General features: G+C 39.6%; 11 protein-coding genes. 6 read left to right on the forward strand and 5 right to left on the reverse strand.

Going from position 1 to position 18,054, the window contains the following annotated elements; all coding sequences use genetic code 11:
* Nucleotides 1-332 precede the first annotated feature (332 nt).
* Nucleotides 333-3,830, reverse strand: a complete 3,498-nt coding sequence (locus IAE20_RS00790; protein WP_200459049.1) for a PAS domain-containing hybrid sensor histidine kinase/response regulator — start codon at nt 3,828-3,830, stop codon at nt 333-335.
* A 182-nt stretch (nt 3,831-4,012) separates the two neighbouring features.
* Between IAE20_RS00790 and IAE20_RS00795 the strand changes: the two genes are divergently transcribed.
* Nucleotides 4,013-4,345, forward strand: a complete 333-nt coding sequence (locus IAE20_RS00795; protein WP_200459050.1) for a DUF485 domain-containing protein — start codon at nt 4,013-4,015, stop codon at nt 4,343-4,345.
* Nucleotides 4,346-4,347: 2 nt separating this feature from the next.
* Nucleotides 4,348-6,063: a cation acetate symporter gene (locus tag IAE20_RS00800; protein WP_200459360.1), complete on the forward strand. Its 1,716-nt coding sequence runs from the start codon at nt 4,348-4,350 to the stop codon at nt 6,061-6,063.
* A gap of 103 nt (nt 6,064-6,166) precedes the next feature.
* Here IAE20_RS00800 and IAE20_RS00805 read toward each other — a convergent pair whose 3' ends face one another.
* Entirely contained in the window at nt 6,167-6,541 is a 375-nt protein-coding gene (locus IAE20_RS00805) for a hypothetical protein (RefSeq protein WP_200459051.1), read from the reverse strand.
* Nucleotides 6,542-6,739: 198 nt separating this feature from the next.
* On the opposite strand from IAE20_RS00805, the gene IAE20_RS00810 reads away from it, so the two are divergent.
* Nucleotides 6,740-7,438 carry an ion channel gene (locus tag IAE20_RS00810; protein ID WP_200481998.1) on the forward strand — a complete coding sequence of 233 codons (699 nt, stop codon included), beginning with the start codon at nt 6,740-6,742 and terminating at the stop codon, nt 7,436-7,438.
* 174 nt (nt 7,439-7,612) lie between these two features.
* Entirely contained in the window at nt 7,613-9,586 is a 1,974-nt protein-coding gene (locus IAE20_RS00815; protein WP_200481997.1) for a BCCT family transporter, read from the forward strand.
* A gap of 53 nt (nt 9,587-9,639) precedes the next feature.
* On the opposite strand, the gene omp33-36 is transcribed toward IAE20_RS00815, so the two are convergent.
* On the reverse strand, nt 9,640-10,542 hold the full coding sequence (gene omp33-36 / locus IAE20_RS00820; protein ID WP_200459054.1) for a porin Omp33-36: 903 nt from the start codon (nt 10,540-10,542) through the stop codon (nt 9,640-9,642).
* Nucleotides 10,543-11,677: 1,135 nt separating this feature from the next.
* On the opposite strand from omp33-36, the gene IAE20_RS00825 reads away from it, so the two are divergent.
* Nucleotides 11,678-13,387 (forward strand): sensor domain-containing diguanylate cyclase, encoded by a 1,710-nt coding sequence (locus tag IAE20_RS00825; RefSeq protein ID WP_200481996.1) that lies wholly within the window; start codon nt 11,678-11,680, stop codon nt 13,385-13,387.
* 641 nt (nt 13,388-14,028) lie between these two features.
* Here the strand turns inward: IAE20_RS00825 and uvrA are convergent.
* Nucleotides 14,029-16,860 carry an excinuclease ABC subunit UvrA gene (gene uvrA / locus IAE20_RS00830; RefSeq protein ID WP_200481995.1) on the reverse strand — a complete coding sequence of 944 codons (2,832 nt, stop codon included), beginning with the start codon at nt 16,858-16,860 and terminating at the stop codon, nt 14,029-14,031.
* A 195-nt stretch (nt 16,861-17,055) separates the two neighbouring features.
* On the opposite strand from uvrA, the gene IAE20_RS00835 reads away from it, so the two are divergent.
* A complete protein-coding gene (locus tag IAE20_RS00835) occupies nt 17,056-17,409 on the forward strand; it encodes a DUF1304 domain-containing protein (protein ID WP_200481994.1) in 354 nt (117 codons plus the stop codon).
* Between the two features lie 88 nt (nt 17,410-17,497).
* Here IAE20_RS00835 and IAE20_RS00840 read toward each other — a convergent pair whose 3' ends face one another.
* The gene (locus IAE20_RS00840; protein WP_200459361.1) at nt 17,498-17,872 is read right to left on the reverse strand and encodes a hypothetical protein; all 375 of its coding nucleotides are present in this window, start codon (nt 17,870-17,872) and stop codon (nt 17,498-17,500) included.
* Nucleotides 17,873-18,054: the final 182 nt, after the last annotated feature.

The raw sequence follows: 18,054 nt of genomic DNA on the forward strand, positions 1-18,054 counted from the left end.
CGGTCTTGCTCCATCAAGAAATCGACTTTTACTGTTCTTTTTATGAAGTATTCAGAAAGCAAGGTGTATTAGACTAAAGTTCTATATTGTACTTATATCTTTAATTTATTATAAAAAACAATTAATTATTTAATTGTAACTAACTGTGCAAAAAATTTCTTACAATTTGGTGAGTCTTTGCCATAGTGAATTAAAAATTGAAAACTTTCGTCAATCAAGTCATAGCAAAAAGTGCTCTTTCTGAGCACTTTCGCCTACTAGTCAAAATAAAACGCCAAGTTTCATATTTAAATGTAAACTTAAACTGAAAAATGTATCTATTTCACCTTCACTTAAGAAGATGAATGGATTTTTAGACCTGATAACCAAGCACGTAATCCAGCGGGTTTCAGTGGTTTTTTCAACAATACGATATTCATTTCTTTTAAACGCTGAGGTAATTCAGGATCTGAATCTGCGGTGATTAATGCCACAGGAATTGCAGCAGGGCGATGGGCCAATATGAAATCGAGCCCAAGTTGATCCTGATTTAAATGCTGATCAATCAGCCAAACTTGAATATCCTCAGTTTGGATCATTTTCAGGGCCTGTTCAGGTTCGGTTGCTTTGAATACATCATAGCCCCATTTGGATAATAAAGCCGCCATACCTTCCAAAATGGTTTCATCATTATCCAGACACAATACCCGATAGCCTGTCGCCACCATTGCGATATTCTGTTGTGTGGTAATTACTGTCTTTTGTGGAGCAGGAACAGTCGGAACTTCAATCATAAAACATGAGCCTTTGCCTAGCTCAGAATACACTTCCACAGGATAGTCCAGCAGACTGGTCATTCGTTGCACGATAGCTAAGCCTAAACCCAGCCCTTGCTCACCCCAAGGTGAAGTGTGTCCACAACGTTCAAACTCCTGAAAAAGCTTAATGCGCTGTTCTTCTGAAATTCCTGGGCCTGTATCCCATACGCCTATGCGTATGTGCTGCGGTTTTTTTGCACAGCGTAACACCCCCACCACTACACGACCAGATGCAGTATAGCGCAATGCATTACTGACAAAGTTTTGAATAATACGACGTATCCATTGAGGATCAGTATCAATCCAGAATTGTGCATCATGCACTTTAAGCTGAATATTACGTTGCGCAGCAATCGATTTAAACTGCAATGAAAGGTCACTCAGCAAATCATGCAATGGATAAGCTTGTCGTTTCGGTTGTAATGAACCACCTTCCAAACGGGCAATGTCGAGCAGGGCAGACAACATACTTTCAGCCCCATAGAGTGCGCGATCAAGTTGTTGTAGGGTTTGGCGTTCCTGTTCGCTATGCACACTTTGTTCAAGTACGGTACTAAACAGTCGAGCCGCATGCATGGGTTGTAATAAATCATGACTGGCTGCAGCAATGAATCGACTTTTAGACATATTGGCTTTGTCTGCTTGTTCCCGTGCCAATTGCTGTTCGGTTAATGCATCTGCCAACTGCTGAGTTCGATCCATCACTCGTGCTTCCAGCATGGCTTCATTTTCACGGAACGCCGTAATATCAGCAAAAGTCGTAACAAAACCTCCACCCTCGATGGGATTACCACGCATCTGAATCACACGACCGTCTTTACGAATACGTTCAAATTCATGAGCGCTACCGACCTGCATCCAATGAATACGCTTGCGGACGTGTTCTTCAACTGAACCGGGGCCGCATTCGCCGCGTTCAGCATTGTAACGAATTAGATCGGCAATCGGACAGCCGACATAGACCAGATCTTTGGGATAATCAAATAGTTTCAGATACTGATTATTCCATGCTACCAGGCACATATTTTCATCGACGACACTCACGCCTTGTGTCATATGATCAATCATGGTCATGAGCAGGTTTTGATTAAAACGTTGCCATTGAGAAGCTTGATCCAGAATATTAGCAACTTGTCCCAAAGCCAGACCATTGTTGACCATGGCAGTGGTCAGCAAGGTTCGTGCAGAAGCTGCACCGATGGTTCCAGCCAAGTATTGTTCTGTAAAACGCCACCACATACCATTGGCAAAACTATGTTCGTTTAATAAAACGTTGTTTTGATTGCTAAATTGTTCAAAGGCTTGTTGTGTTGGTCGATCCCCAGTAATGCGCTTGGCCAGTGTAATCAAATCACCCACTCGGAGTCGTGCTGCATCGTGATGCAGATAATTCATATCTGTCGAAGTCTGGTGAGCAGGCAGGGGTTTGGTTTCATAATAAAAGAAACTTTCGGCCTGAATTTGTTCTGCAACGCTCGGACGATAAATACGTGAAATCCAGACATATAAAATAATATTTAGACCAAGCGCCCAAATTACACCATGCGTCAATGGAGCAAAAGATTCAAAACCCAAGAGTGCTTCTGGACGTAACCAGCTGATCCCCAAAGGGCCTGAAGTCAAAAAATGATAGGAAAAATCCTGATATTGATCAGGCAGGCTTCTTAAAATTGTAGGCAGTAATAGTGTGTACATCCACATTAAAAAGCCAACAACCAGTCCCGCATAAACGCCTTGACGACTGCCCCCACGCCAGTACAATCCTCCAATCAGGGCAGGTGCAAACTGGGCCACGGCACTAAAGGCCAGTAAACCGAAAACTGAAAGTTGGTCAATGTCATTGAAAAAATGAAAGAATAAAAAACCCAGAAGCATGACTGCTAGAATGCAAATGCGACGGGTAAATTTTAACATTTGTGGTAAGCGAGTATCGTGGCGCGAAATCAGGTTAAAGCGCCATAAGGCTGGCATGATTAAGTCATTACTCAGCATAATCGACAGTGCGACAGAAGACACCAGCAACATACCAGTAGAAGCGGAAAAACCACCCAGAAAAGCCAATAATGTGAGCCATTCCTGATTATAACTAAGCGGTAAAGACAGCACGGCTACATCAGGAATAGTCAAAAATTGTGGAGCCGCATGTAGGGCCCAACTGGCGATTGGAATAATTGCCAAAGTGGTTAAAATCAAATACGCGGCAAACCAGCGTCGTGCGCCACGAATATGTTTTTCATCCCGCAACTCCACTACAGCCACATGAAACTGACGAGGCAGGCAAATGATTGCCAAACCTGCGAGCAAAGTTTGTATCCAGAAAGTTTCAGGGACACCAAATAACTGAACTTCGTGGAAAGTTTTGGCAATATCATGGCTGATTTGGAGGACGTTGGTTGGGGTTTCAAAAATAAAAAACAGCGCAACACAAATCAGTGCAGAGAGTTTAACAAAAGATTCAAACGCAACTGCCAGCATTAAACCGCCATGTTGTTCCGTATTGGCGATTTGGCGTGTACCGAACATCATGGCCAGTATCGCCAACACCCCTGTCATCAACAGGACGCTATTGGTGGTCGTATTTAAGTGCGGTCCTTGATCTAGCACCACTGAAGCACTCAGTGCAATAGCACGTAATTGTAGGGCGAGATAGGGGATGATAGCGATCACTGCAAGAATAGTAACCAGTGATGCTAAAGTGCCACTTTTGCCATAGCGTGCTGCAATAAAGTCGGCAATAGAGGAAATCGCATGATGGCGGCGTACTCGACCCAAACGTCGCCAAATGTCATACCCAAACCAGATAAATAATAATGGGCCTAAGTAAATCGGCAGGAAAATAATACCTTCCCGAACAGCAGCACCTGTCGCTCCATAAAAAGTCCAGGATGAACAATAAACCCCTAAAGTTAGGCTGAACAACAGCATTCGCCCGCGTGTACTCAGACGACTGGCATGCTTTTCACCAAAAAAAGCACAGAGGAATAAGACTAAAATATAAAGGGCCAATACCCCAATAATAAGCCAGCTGTTCATAGCACCTAAACTGTTTAACGCTTGGCCTATCATACCTTAAGCTAAACTAAAGCTTCTCATTTTGTATAAAATTTAGCGACCAAAGTCTAAGTTACGAACCTTATACAAGCTTGTTAATTTAGTAGCGTAAAGAAAAAGGATTAAAAAGCGCCCATCGATGGCCGCTGTAAAAGGAGTAGTTTATGGATGACGTTCAGGTAGAGCGAATTCTACAAAATCCAAAATTTAAAAAAATGGTTAGCAAGAAAGCGACATTAAGTTGGACACTCACAGGAATTATGTTGTTTGTTTATGTCGGATTCATGCTACTCGTTGGATACAACAAAGAATTTTTAATGAGTTCATTTAGCGGTGGTGTGACAACTTGGGGAATTCCTTTAGGTTTAGGCATTATCGTATTATCTTTTGTGTTATGCGCCGTGTATTCCTATATTGCCAATAATACGCTCGATCAACTAAATGAAGATGCGTTAAAAGAAGTTGAGGCCATTGCTCACGAGAAAGGATTACACTAATGATGAAATGGAATTCATTTAAGGCCCAAGCCATTATGGCAGTCACTGCGATGTTATCCACAGTCGCAATGGCAAGTCCTGATCTGGGTCAGGCGCAGCAGCAAGCCACTAACTGGCATGCCATCATTATGTTTGTGATCTTTGTGGGCGGAACCTTGTTCATTACCAAATGGGCAGCTAAACAAACCACAAATACCAAAGATTTCTATACTGCAGGTGGGGGCATTTCTGGTTTTCAGAATGGCCTGGCGATTGCGGGGGACTACATGTCTGCCGCATCTTTCCTCGGTATTTCCGCGATGGTATTTAGCTCGGGTTTTGACGGTTTACTTTATTCACTCGGTTTTATGGTGGGTTGGCCAATCGTTTTATTCCTGATCGCAGAACGTTTGCGTAATCTGGGTAAATATAACCTGTCCGATGTAGTGTCATTCCGTCTGGAAGAAAAACCAGTGCGTACTTTGGCTGCGTTTAGCTCACTAGTGGTTGTTGCATTCTATCTGATTGCACAAATGGTGGGTGCAGGGCAGTTGATCAAACTGTTGTTTGGTTTGAACTATAATATCGCAGTGGTAATTGTAGGCTTGCTCATGATGGCTTACGTGATCTTTGGCGGCATGTTGGCAACCACATGGGTACAGATCATTAAAGCAGTACTTTTACTTTCTGGTGCAACTTTCATGGCCTTTATGGTTATGAAAGCAGTGGGCTTTAGCTTCAGCAATATGTTTAACCAAGCAATTGATGTCTATTCGACTGTACGTCATATTAGCTTTGAAGATGCGGCTAAAATCATGGGGCCAGGTAGTTTGGCATCCAATCCGATTGATGCGCTTTCTCTAGGCTTGGCCTTAATGTTTGGTACAGCAGGTTTGCCACATATTTTGATGCGTTTCTTTACTGTAAAAGATGCTAAAGAAGCTCGTAAATCAGTTGTGGTTGCGACAGGTTTTATTGGTTACTTCTACTTGCTTACTTTCATTATTGGTTTTGGTGCAATTCTATTCGTATCAAACAATCCACAATTTCTTGATGTTGCTAAAGCAGCAGTTACAGGTAAATTAGAGCTTTTAGGTGGTAACAACATGGCTGCGGTGCATTTAAGTGATGCATTGGGCGGTGACTTGTTCATGGGCTTTATTTCAGCGGTGGCTTTTGCAACGATTCTTGCGGTGGTGGCTGGTTTAACCTTGTCTGGCGCATCTGCGATTTCACATGACTTGTATGCCAACGTATTTAGAAAAGGTCAAACTACACCTGAGTCTGAATTACGCATGTCTAAAATTGCAACAATGGGACTTGCTATATTTGCGATGATTTTAGGCATCTTGTTTGAAAAGCAAAACGTGGCATTCATGGTCGGTTTGGCTTTCTCGGTTGCGTGTTGTGCCAACTTCCCAGTCCTCGTATTGTCGATGTTCTGGAAAGGCTTAACTACACGTGGTGCAGTCATCGGTGGTGTAGTAGGTCTAACAACTGCTGTGGTACTTATTATTCTGTCTAAGGCAGTGTGGGTCGATACGTTAAAGATCTCTGATACACCAATTAATCCATTCAACGGCCCTGCAATCTTCGCAATGCCATTGTCATTCCTGTGCTGCTGGTTCTTCTCTATTACGGATAACTCAGCACGTGCTCAAGCAGAACGTAAAGCATTTGATGCACAATATGTTCGCTCAATGACAGGGGTCGGGATCTCTGGTGCTTCAGATCACTAATATCTGATCAATAAGTCAAACCTAAAAAGACTGCCTTTTAAGGCAGTCTTTTTATTTTCTAATCAATGAAAGCTGACATTATGCCGATATATTTTAGGGCATCTTATTTCTTGGTATAAACTTGGCCATTGATTTGCATTTTCCATTGACCATTTTCCTTGTAGGGCGCATGGTCAACTTTAAAGCCTTTGCTGAGTTCGCCTTGTCCAATTTCAAAGCTATTATCATTAAATTCGGTAATGGTCGCTTTAATATCAGAATGTGCTGTCAAGCTGACTTCACTCTCTGGGGTTTTCTGATCTTGATGTTCATTATGTTTATAAGTCACTTGACCGTTCTTTTCTATTTTTAAGGTATCGGTGCTACTTTGCCAATCGCCAATATAGTCAGGATGTTGTTCCAGCATAGGGTTGGTTTTACCACAAGCTGTCAAAACAAACGCCAAACTTAGAGTGAAAAATAGTGAAGCGCGTTTCATTTGTTATCACCTTATTGAATTATTTCAAAATATTATGCGATATTAGGCTGTAACAAGTTGCAGTATTTTGAGCATTTTCTGTGAAATACTTTTTACATAGACACTCTTTACTTTATGCCATAAGCCAAGCGAAGATGAGCTGAAAATGAAGAACTTGAAGCAATTTTTTTGTTAAAAAACAACAATACTGGACATAAAATGCAGACATTGAAAGAATTCTGGCAAGGCTTTCGCTTATTGCCTTCAGCATGGTTGTTACTCGTGCAGTTGTTTATTTTAATTCTTTCATCCTTAACCAATAATAGTCATTTATCTTATCGTGCCATTAGCTGGGTGCTTGGAGCATTAGCGTTACTGATTATCGCAAAAGTCATTCGACAGTCACCTGCTTTTACCGCATTGGGGTTGTTATTTGTGAGTGGCGCTTTCGTATTCTCTTTTCTGCTTTTATTAGGCTATCGTGAGCCATTTATACAAATTATGGCGCATGGTTTTGAAAGTCTGGCTTACTTCTATGCAGCGTATGGTCTTTTGCGTTATATGTTTGCTGATCGTTATCTGACCAAAGATGAGCTGTTTGCTGCAGGAGCTGTATTTACTTTGCTCGCCTGGGGGTTCGCATTTCTCTATAATATTTGTCAGTTGATTATGCCAACCAGTTTTATTAAGGCTGATTATACGGGTTTAAAAAGCTGGCTAGATTTATTGTTTTTAAGTTTTAGTCTGCAATCTGCAACGGGCCTTTCAGATATTGTTCCTTCTGGTGCAGCAGCGCGAGTGATTGCCATTATTCAGATGTTTGGTGGCGTCATGTATTTGGCCGTTATTGTTTCGCGTCTGATTGCGCTTCAGTATATTCGACATATGCCAAAACAATCCGAGCATAAAGATCAATAAAATTCTGTTACAGCTCTACAACGTTCTTTATGGAAACTCTCCATAAAATATAAAAGTTAAGAGTCAAGTTGCTGTTCTTTAAAGATAAGCATGCTCTTATACATGTTTCACTTTTTGTGTTGTCTTGTGTGATTGTGATGATCACGTCTTTATTAAAAATAATCTGGGGGATGTATGCCTTCCAAAACGTCATCTTGGATGAGTAATATCAATCCAAATGTGTTTTTTAGTACACTTGCAATCATTGCGATTTTTCTCGCAATTGTTATTGTTACGCCTAATTCATTTGAGTTATTGACTCAACAGCTTAAAGACTGGATTACCGAATCGTTTAGCTGGTTTTATGTATTATCCGTTGCTCTTTTTTTGATTTTATTGATTGTGATTGCCTGTTCATCTAGCGGTAAAATTAAATTAGGCCCTGATCATAGTCAGCCTGAATATAGTAATAGCTCTTGGTTCGCCATGCTATTTACAGCAGGAATGGGGATAGGTTTAATGTTTTTTGGGGTTGCAGAACCGATCATGCATTATGTCACGCCCCCGACAGGAGAGCCGGAAACGATTCTTGCCGCGCAGCAAGCAATGCGTGTTACCTTTTTCCATTGGGGCCTACATGCGTGGGGAATCTACGCTATCGTGGCTTTATCACTGGCTTACTTTGCCTATCGGCATAATCTACCTTTAAAAATTCGCTCCTCACTTTATCCGTTGATTGGCAAGAAAATTTATGGGCCAGCAGGGGATGCAGTAGATACTTTTGCAACAATTGGAACCATTTTTGGAGTTGCCACAACGCTTGGTTTCGGCGTCACTCAAATCGGTTCAGGGTTAAACTATTTATTTGGTTTAGAGACAACCGCAATCTCACAGGTGATCCTGATTATTGTGGTCAGTGCGATGGCTGGACTGTCTGTTGGATTGGGACTGGATAAAGGGATTAAACGTCTCGCCGAACTTAATCTGGTTCTGGCTTTGATTTTATTAATGTTTGTGTTTTTTGCCAGCTCAACGATTTACCTCCTTCAAACCACCATTCAAAATGCAGGGCAATATGTTTCTAACCTGTTTGATATGACCTTTAATCTTTATGCCTATCAACCTACAGGCTGGATTGGTGGCTGGACGATTATGTATTGGGCATGGTGGATTTCTTGGTCTCCATTTGTCGGTATGTTTATTGCTCGGGTTTCTAAAGGGCGAACCATTCGTGAATTTATCATCGGTGTTTTATTTATTCCGACTGGGTTTACTCTAATCTGGATGGGGTTCATGGGCAATGCCGGATTGTATAGTGTAATTCATCAAGGAAATACAGGATTACTTGGAGCTATTCAGGGTGATTCATCCGTTGCATTATTCGCGTTTCTGGGAACCTTACCTTTGTCTGGGGTAATGAGTTTACTGGCAACCATTTTGGTCATGCTATTTTTTGTCACTTCTGCGGATTCAGGGGCGTTAGTTGTGGATTATCTAACGGCTAAATCTGAAAACTCATCGGTATGGCAACGTTTGTTCTGGATTGTGGTTATGGCTGCACTTGCAATTATTTTATTGCTGGCAGGTGGCCTAACCGCATTACAGTCTGCAACGATTATGAGTGCATTGCCATTTACCGTGATTATGCTTTTAATTTGTTGGGGCTTGGTTAAGGCATTGAGGATTGATAGTACCAAAATGCAGGCCATTCAAGAGGCAAGAACTACGCCACGTGCCATTCAGAATCCAAGAAGTTGGCAGCAACGCCTCGGTTTAATTATGCATTATCCGCATAATAAGCAGGAAGTAGATGACTATATTCAGAACACTGTTAAGAAAGCATTTGAAAGTATTCAAAAAGAATTTAAACGTCGACATTTAACTGCAAAAATTGAAGATACTGAAAATGGTCTGGTACTTAAAGTCGATCATCATGATGAAATTAATTTTATTTATAATGTGGTTTCACGTGAAACAGTTCCTCCAAGTTTTATGGTGGATAATCTTGATGCACAAGAGATTGATGAGTATTTTCAGGCTGAAGTTTTCTTACGTGAAGGTGGGCAAAACTATGATGTTATGGACTGGACACAGGAAGATCTAATCCAGGATATTATTGACCAGTATGAACGTCACCTTTATTTCTTAAATGTGATGAGAACCAACTAAAATGAAAAGAGGACTCATATAGAGTCCTCTTTTTTTATTAAAATTCAGTTTACTTAGAAACGAACTTTTGCATTTAAACCGATAGTTTGAGTGTCAAGGTCAGAACCTTTCACATCAGCTTTCAGATAAGATGCACCTACAGCAACTGCTGGAGTAATGAAGTAATTTACATGACCACCCCAAGCTTGTTTAAAGCGACCAAGGTCATCACCTTTGATGTTTGCTTCGCCATCGTTACCGATAAATGTAGCACCCACACTGAGTTTTGGTGTCAAGTAAAGATCAGATTTTAAACCGTATTGGTTTTCTTGACCAAATGCACCTGCAACTTCAAAACCAACAGCCATATTGGTGCCATCAATAGGGCCAACATATTTAGCACGTGCAGTAATTGCGTCTTGGTCATCCTGAATAGCCGCAGTTTGATTTACTGCAGAATAGATCCCATTATTCATGATACCAAAAGTGTCTAAAGAGAACTGGTCAGCAACACTGGTGTAACCCACTGCCATTAAAAAGTTAGGTAGCAACATTGCACCCACTTCTAATGCATAACGGTCACCGTGGTCATCACGAGAAATAGCATTTTTACCATCAGCATCTGTGTGGTTATATGATGCGCTTGCATAGACAGGAACATAAGGTGTTGGAAGATAAGCTTCACCTTTTGCACCATAGGTACCAATATTGTAATTAATACCGTCTTTCTCATCGTATTGCTGATAGCTATAACCAAGAGAAACGCTAGACGCTTGATTTAAAAATGCTGCTTCTGCTAAAGGGCCTTTAGATGCATCAACATCCTTAAAATAGAATGTACCGTTAAGGTCACCTGTAAAGTTTTTATCATTTGCCGTTGTATCTACGAATTCAGATTGTCCCTGAACTTCAACTTGATACGCTTGTGCACCGGTCATGGCTAAAAGTAAAGCAGTGGCTAAACCGAGTTTTTTCATAATAGATTCCAGCATTAACAAGAAAATTAAGCTGCCGTCATTGTATTGTAACAAATTATGAAGTCAATGATAGAAAGGACGGTCACTGATTGCCGCTCAAGAGCATTTAAGTGCTTGATTAAAAAGTGGTCATTTAGAATAAAAGTTGTCAACCTACAAAAAGTACATTCTTTACAATTAGCTATCCTATAAAAAACTGAACTAGAATTTGGATTAAGAATAAAAAATAGACAGTTTTTTAATTGTAAAAACTGATCAATTTATTTGAAATTATTGTTAAAAACTTTCATTAATTTGTATTTCTAAACCAAATTTTTGTGACTTTAAATAAATTTAAACAATAAAAAGTTAATTGTGTCACATATTGGAAATAATAAAATGCAGCATAAGGGGGTTAAACGTATAAAACAGTTAAAAAATTAACATTCAAATTAAATAAGTGTGATGGCCTCTGTAAAGAATGGTAAAAATCATGGAAAAAACATACTATTTTGCGTAAATGCGCTTTACATCTAGCAAATTTATTTAGATAATATCATTATTGAATCTTGACTATTTTGCTTGGATTTGGTCTATAGATTCTCCACTGAAATTGTTTTTAAAGTTTTAACTTTTATATGCCCAGCTTTCCCCAAGGCTGGGCTTTTTTTATGAGATAAATCAATTTTTAGGAGTTATAAATAGCTCGCCATTAAAATTTAAGATAAAAAAAACCCAACCGATAAGAGAGTGGTTGGGCCGAAAAGGATATTAGTAGGGAAGCACATCCGAAGGATATTGCTTAATCTATAAAAGAAGAATAACTCCTGAATATGTGTTAATTATGAATTTAGACTTTTAATCTGTAAAATTGATTATTTTAATTTTTTTAATTGATTTGTTAGATAGTGTCTGGGTTTTTCGTGTTTGAATTGGATTGCTGCACGCTTAGAAGACATTTAAACACAAGTAATTTAAAATATACGGTTTACTTACTGGAATTATTATTTGAAAAATCAATAAATTAAAGCGATGTGTTCATCATTAACCTTGTATTAGGTATTAGGCAGTTTTTAAGCTAATATAATCAATTAGATCGAAAATAATACAGTTGATATATGGATCCGGACACAGGCGTGGGGAGTCGTACCTAAATATGCAAAAGTTAGGTTTGAGGTCTATTCGTCAGCGCTTATTTCTTTTTATGACGATGATTATCTTGTCATTACTGTGTATTTGTTTTCCTTTGATTATTAATAGCTATCAAGCATTTCAGTCTGCTCAACAAGATTTAATTGGGATTCAATCTTTAAAATTATTGGCCCATACCGCCAATGAAATCTCAAGAGAGAGGGCTTTTGCGAATAAATTGATGTCGAGTTCCTATGCCAAGCAAGACTTTTATCGAAAAGCATTAGAGCAATATCGACAAGGTGTAGACCAAAATATTCGTGAAAATGTGGCTTTGCTGGAAGTCATTGGTCAAAATCAGGTTGCGGTTCAGTTGCAGCAAGACATGATACATGATTTAAAAATAGCACGTGATTTGGTCGATGATTATGCAGCACTTCCAGATATTTCACGTACATCAGTGCAATATGATCATGCTGTTCTGGCCATGTTTGCTGCTTGGGACAGTTACCGTGAAATTTTACGGGCATTTGTGATTCAAAGAAACAGTGTAGATAATCAGCTTTCTGACTATATCACCATGATTTTATTGCTGTCAGATTTGCGCGATCAAGCGGGCAGAGTGGCTTCTAATATTATTGCGCCTGTCAGTTTTAGTGAGCAAATTCCGGATATGAATCGAGCGCGTTCACTTCAGACGCAGTATCAGGCATTGTATCTTTGGAATTTGATCGATACTTTACAACCGCAATATGCCAAAACTCCAGAATATGAAAAACTCCATGATCAACTGAAGCATGAGTTTTTAGAGCAAGGCGTGGCTTTAGTCTCCGAGCTTTTAGATGAAAGTCGTCGTCATGAAGCTTATTCAATGACTGGTACCCAATTAACAGAGCGTATCGTCAATAAATTTACGCCCGTGGTCAATTTACAAAAATATCTTTTGGACGTCAGTGTAGATGTTGCCGAAAACCGTAAGGAAAAAGCTGAGCGCCAGTTTATTCTGACTTTATTATTGTCACTTGTATCTGTTGTCGTCGCATTATTTACCATGAGTTTTGCGCAAAGACGTATTATTCATCCATTGATTCAAGCCCAAGAACAAATTCTTGAACTTTCAGATGGAGTTGTCGAGAGTTCGAGTGATCATCAGGGAAAAAAAGACGAATTTGCTTTGTTATTTAGTGCAATTAAAAAATTAAAGCGTATGTTACAGCAGCGTGATGCATTGGAGTTTCAGCTGCGCAATATTGCCAATACGGATGCTCTAACTGGCGTGTCTAATCGTTTGGCGCTGGATGATTATTTAACGATTTTAGCCCAGCATCCGCAGACTTTATCGCAACTTTGCCTGATGATTATTGATATTGATAATTTTAAGCGGGTTAATGACGAACATGGCCATATGGTTGGGGATCAGGTGATTCAACTGGTGGCAGAAGAATTAAAAATTTCTGTACGGAGTTCAGATCTGATTGTTCGTTATGGGGGGGATGAGTTTTTGGTTTTAATGGAAGATGTTGAATTAGAACAGGCTTTGACATTGGCCGAAAATATTAGATTTAAATTAAATCAAAAGAAAATTTCTGTTTCTGACTTTGAAGTGCCGATACAGATATCGCTCAGCATTGGGGTTACTGTGGGAGCTGATAATTGGTTGGCTTTATTCCAAAAAGCCGATCAGGCTTTGCTCAGAGCAAAGGCCAAAGGAAAAAATGTGGTAGAGGGTACATAAGAATATGGGAAATGCTAAAACATTTTTACTAGAAATGTTTTAGAGTAAGTCCATGATTTAATGTTGAGGCTGTTGTGAAAGAAATTTGTTAAATATCCAGTAACCGAGTATGCCCATCGAAAGACATAAAAAATAAGGCAAAAGGCTATACAGTATAATGGTCTTTAAGGGCATCTTGAATAAAGTTGCACTCGTAGCGATTAATAGACAAAAAAGAAGTGATACAACGCTTGCATGAATATATTTTACTTCAGGCGCTTTAAGCGTAAAAATGTATCCTAAAATTGTTAAACCTAAATATGATAATAGTTCGATAGCAGTATTAAGCTGATCTTGTTCAAAGAGTTGAGTCAGTTTTAATATTAAAAAAATAATAAATAGAAGAAGAAACCAGATAAAGCTATATTTTAAACACGATCTTAAATAATCCAATAACATGAAAGAATCCCTTTAAAAAATAATATGAAAAGTAATTCTTAATTAAAATTATTGATAATAGAAATCATATGCTTTCAAATTTAATTAAACAAGATATTTAGAGAAAGCTAATTTTAAAATGAAGACAACTTTATATTCGTAACACGAATTGAGCCAATTCTATAGCTCAATCCTTGAATACTAAATATTTTGATCGATTAAGTTTATTTCAACATTGGCTTTAAAAAACGCCCTGTATGTGAAATTTCAACTTCAGCGACTTGTTCTGGTGTACCCTCAGCAATAATCTGACCACCACCAGAACCTCCTTCAGGACCCAGATCGATAATCCAGTCGGCAGTTTTAATCACATCCAGATTATGCTCAATCACTACAATGGTATTACCCTTGTTGCGTAGCTCATGCAAGATGTCCAGAAGCTTGGCAATATCATGGAAATGTAACCCTGTGGTGGGTTCATCCAACACATATAAGGTTTTACCTGTATCGCGTTTAGCCAGTTCGCGTGCCAGCTTGACACGCTGTGCTTCACCGCCTGAAAGCGTGGTAGCAGCTTGACCTAAACGAATATAACCTAATCCAACTTGGGTCAATGTTTCCAAACGACGATGAATCACAGGAATTGCATTAAAAAATTCTGCACCATCTTCCACCGTCATTTCGAGTACATCAGAAATATTTTTGCCTTTATATGTGACTTCTAGCGTCTCGCGATTATAGCGTTTCCCATGACAGACATCGCAGGGTACATACATATCTGGTAAAAAGTGCATGGCAACTTTAATCATGCCATCACCTTCACAAACTTCACAGCGTCCGCCTTTGACATTAAAGGAAAAACGACCTGCTGCATAACCCCGTGCTTTGGCTTCAGGGGTTTGTGCAAATAACTCACGAATTGGAGTAAATAAGCCTGTATACGTTGCAGGGTTTGATCGAGGTGTACGCCCAATCGGACTCTGGTCGATATCGACCACTTTATCTAAATGTTGTAAGCCTTCGATAGAATCAAACTTTTCTGCGGTGAGCGTGGTTGCACCATTGAGCTGAGTTGCGGCTAATGGCAACAAGGTACGGTTGATTAATGTCGATTTGCCTGAACCAGAAACTCCTGTTACACACGTCATAATTCCAAGGGGAATGGTAAGATCAACGTTTTTCAGGTTGTGGCCTGCTGCACCTGAAAGTTTAATTTTTTGATCAGGCGTAGGTGAATGTAGACGTTGCTCAGGTATTTTAATTTTTAAAGCACCTGATAAATATTGCCCGGTTAAAGAGTCCTTATGCTTCTTCAGCTCATCCGCAGTTCCTTCGGCGATAATCTCTCCACCATGCACACCAGCACCAGGGCCAATATCAATAATATGATCAGCAGCGCGAATCGCATCTTCATCGTGCTCAACGACCAAAACGGTATTGCCCAGATCGCGTAAACGAATCAGAGTTTGTAATAACCGATCATTATCACGTTGATGCAAGCCAATGGATGGTTCATCTAAAACATACATAACGCCCATCAAACCTGCACCAATTTGTGAGGCCAGTCGAATCCGCTGCGCTTCACCGCCCGATAAAGTTTCGGCTGAGCGTGCCAAACTCAAATAATTAAGTCCGACACTGACCAGAAAGTGGAGACGCTCTCGAATTTCTTTAAAGATTTTGTCGGCAATTTCACCTTTTGCACCTGCCAGATTCAAATCCTGATAATAACTTTCTGCATCGCCAATAGACATACTGGTAATGTCGGCAATGGTTTTGTCCTTAACTTTGACATGACGAGAAATTTCATTTAGGCGTGAACCACCACAAGCATCACATGCAGCATTAGATAAATACTGAGCTAAATCATCACGTACATAATTACTTTCGGTTTCACGATAACGACGTTCCAGATGAGTAATGACTCCTTCAAAGGGAATGACGCGATTATGACGACGCCCTCGTTCATCAATATAACTCAGGTCAATTTTTTCTTTACCCGTGCCATATAAAAATTTCTTTTGAACATCTTTATCCAATTTATTCCACGGTTCATCCAATGAGTAATCAAAATGCTCAGCCACTTTTTGTAACATTGAATAATAATAGGGACGTTGACGATCCCAACCACGAATCGCTCCCTGACTTAAAGATAAATCAGGACTTGGAATAAGTTTCTCTGCACTAAAATGACTGCGCGTTCCCAATCCATCACATACAGGGCAAGCACCAAATGGATTATTAAATGAAAACATGCGTGGTTCAAGTTCAGCTACAGCACGATCACATTCAGGGCAGGAATGCTTGGCAGAAAAGACTCGATCAGGTTGCTCAGCGTTCATCCACGATAAAATCGCAAGGTCACTGCCTAAACGCAATGCTGTTTCAAAGGATTCAGCAATCCGGTTACCTAAATCATCACGTACTTTAAAGCGATCCACCACCACTTCAATGGTATGTTTTTTCTTTTTATCCAGTTCAGGCGGGCTATCAATATCAATAATTTCGCCATCGACACGTGCACGGACAAAACCCTGACCTTGCAATTGTTCAAAGAGTTGTGAATATTCACCTTTACGCTCGCGGACTACAGGCGCGAGTAACATTAACGCAGTACCTTCTTCCAGTGCTTTTACTGCATCGACCATTTCAGATACGGTTTGTGCCACCATCGGCAAATCATGCTCAGGACAATAAGGCGTACCTACACGTGCGTAAAGTAGGCGCAAATAGTCATAAATTTCGGTAATTGTTCCTACAGTAGAACGTGGATTGTGGCTGGTTGATTTTTGTTCAATTGCAATTGCTGGACTCAACCCTTCAATAGCATCGACATCAGGTTTTTCCATTTGCGATAAGAACTGACGCGCATAGGCGGACAACGACTCCACATAGCGGCGCTGACCTTCAGCATATAAGGTATCAAAGGCTAGAGAGGATTTACCTGAGCCTGAGAGTCCCGTAATCACCACAAACTTATCGCGTGGAATATCGAGAGACACGTTTTTTAAGTTATGGGTACGCGCACCTCGAATACGGATATGACTTTGGCTCATAAAATGATCCTAAACGAATTTTAAAAAGGTATATATGATAGCGCATGAAAAATGTTCAAGCATGAAATTTACCATTTTATGCGTCAATTTGTGTCGGTTGAAAACAAACACCATAAAACTTTTATACAGTCGCTGATAAATTGGTTATATTTATAGTTCTAAAAATGAACTTGATCAAAAAATAGGATCATCAACATGCTTGCTAAAATTCTTATAACGCTGATTGCATTGTTACATGTTTATATCTTGGTACTGGAAATGTTTTTGTGGGATAAGCCTTATGGACTTAAGGCATTTGGCAATAGCTTGGAAAAAGCAAAACTGACCAAAGTTCTGGCACAAAATCAGGGTTTATATAATGGTTTTCTTGCAGTAGGTTTATTTTGGTCACTGTTTGCTCCCGTAAGTTATGCTGTGCCGCTTGCAACTTTCTTTTTGGGCTGTGTTTTAGTTGCAGGGATTTATGGGGGATTAACAGCAAGTCGAAAAATTATCTATATACAGGCGATACCAGCTTTGTTGACATTATTGGTCGTCCATTTATTTTAATTGCATGCAATTAAGTTGCTCAAAAAAAAGCACAGTCTTTGCTGTGCTTTGGAGTTAAACGGGAGCGTCTTTTTATAATAATTATGCTTTAGCAAGCCACGGCAAAATCACGTTCAAAAATAGATTCAATCTGTTCAAAAGCAATTCTTTTTGGTTGATTGTGCTGCGAAAAAGAATAATGGATCACTTGAGCTTCAAGTTGTGACAGTAACTGCTCATAGTCTTGTTCAAAGTGTTCGAGATCCATTAAGTCGATTCGCTTAGGATGATTACAATTATATTTGGCAATAAAATCGAGCATTAATTTTTGAATCTTTCGGTTGGTAAAATAGATCAGATAAGTTGCTGCAGAACCACAATGTAAGCAGCCTTTATTGATATAAATTTCTTCATTTGCAAACCAGCATTGACGCAATGTGATCATTGCATTCATTGCCTCACTACCTTGAGTTTCTATAAGCATCATGTTCTCCCATTACCGAGGCGCTATAAATATTCAAGCTAAGTAAATAATAATCATTATCAAATAAGGATGCTTGAACTTGCTCAAAATTGCAAGCCGATTTTGTAAAAACAATGACATCATTTTAATGTGAGCAGTGCTGGTCTTCTATTTTATGAGGAAAAGGAGTAAGTTCGCTGACA

Source organism: Acinetobacter sp. S54, assembly GCF_016624945.1.
In the GTDB taxonomy this organism is placed as follows: domain Bacteria; phylum Pseudomonadota; class Gammaproteobacteria; order Pseudomonadales; family Moraxellaceae; genus Acinetobacter.

What these genes read in the sequence shown, in the direction of transcription:
- omp33-36 (WP_200459054.1), bottom strand. Translation starts at nt 10,542, where the DNA reads ATGAAAAAACTCGGTTTAGCCACTGCTTTACTTTTAGCCATGACCGGT.
- IAE20_RS00795 (WP_200459050.1), top strand. Translation starts at nt 4,013, where the DNA reads ATGGATGACGTTCAGGTAGAGCGAATTCTACAAAATCCAAAATTTAAA.
- IAE20_RS00810 (WP_200481998.1), top strand. Translation starts at nt 6,740, where the DNA reads ATGCAGACATTGAAAGAATTCTGGCAAGGCTTTCGCTTATTGCCTTCA.
- IAE20_RS00825 (WP_200481996.1), top strand. Translation starts at nt 11,678, where the DNA reads ATGCAAAAGTTAGGTTTGAGGTCTATTCGTCAGCGCTTATTTCTTTTT.
- IAE20_RS00805 (WP_200459051.1), bottom strand. Translation starts at nt 6,541, where the DNA reads ATGAAACGCGCTTCACTATTTTTCACTCTAAGTTTGGCGTTTGTTTTG.
- IAE20_RS00790 (WP_200459049.1), bottom strand. Translation starts at nt 3,830, where the DNA reads ATGAACAGCTGGCTTATTATTGGGGTATTGGCCCTTTATATTTTAGTC.
- IAE20_RS00840 (WP_200459361.1), bottom strand. Translation starts at nt 17,872, where the DNA reads ATGCTTATAGAAACTCAAGGTAGTGAGGCAATGAATGCAATGATCACA.
- uvrA (WP_200481995.1), bottom strand. Translation starts at nt 16,860, where the DNA reads ATGAGCCAAAGTCATATCCGTATTCGAGGTGCGCGTACCCATAACTTA.
- IAE20_RS00800 (WP_200459360.1), top strand. Translation starts at nt 4,348, where the DNA reads ATGAAATGGAATTCATTTAAGGCCCAAGCCATTATGGCAGTCACTGCG.
- IAE20_RS00835 (WP_200481994.1), top strand. Translation starts at nt 17,056, where the DNA reads ATGCTTGCTAAAATTCTTATAACGCTGATTGCATTGTTACATGTTTAT.
- IAE20_RS00815 (WP_200481997.1), top strand. Translation starts at nt 7,613, where the DNA reads ATGCCTTCCAAAACGTCATCTTGGATGAGTAATATCAATCCAAATGTG.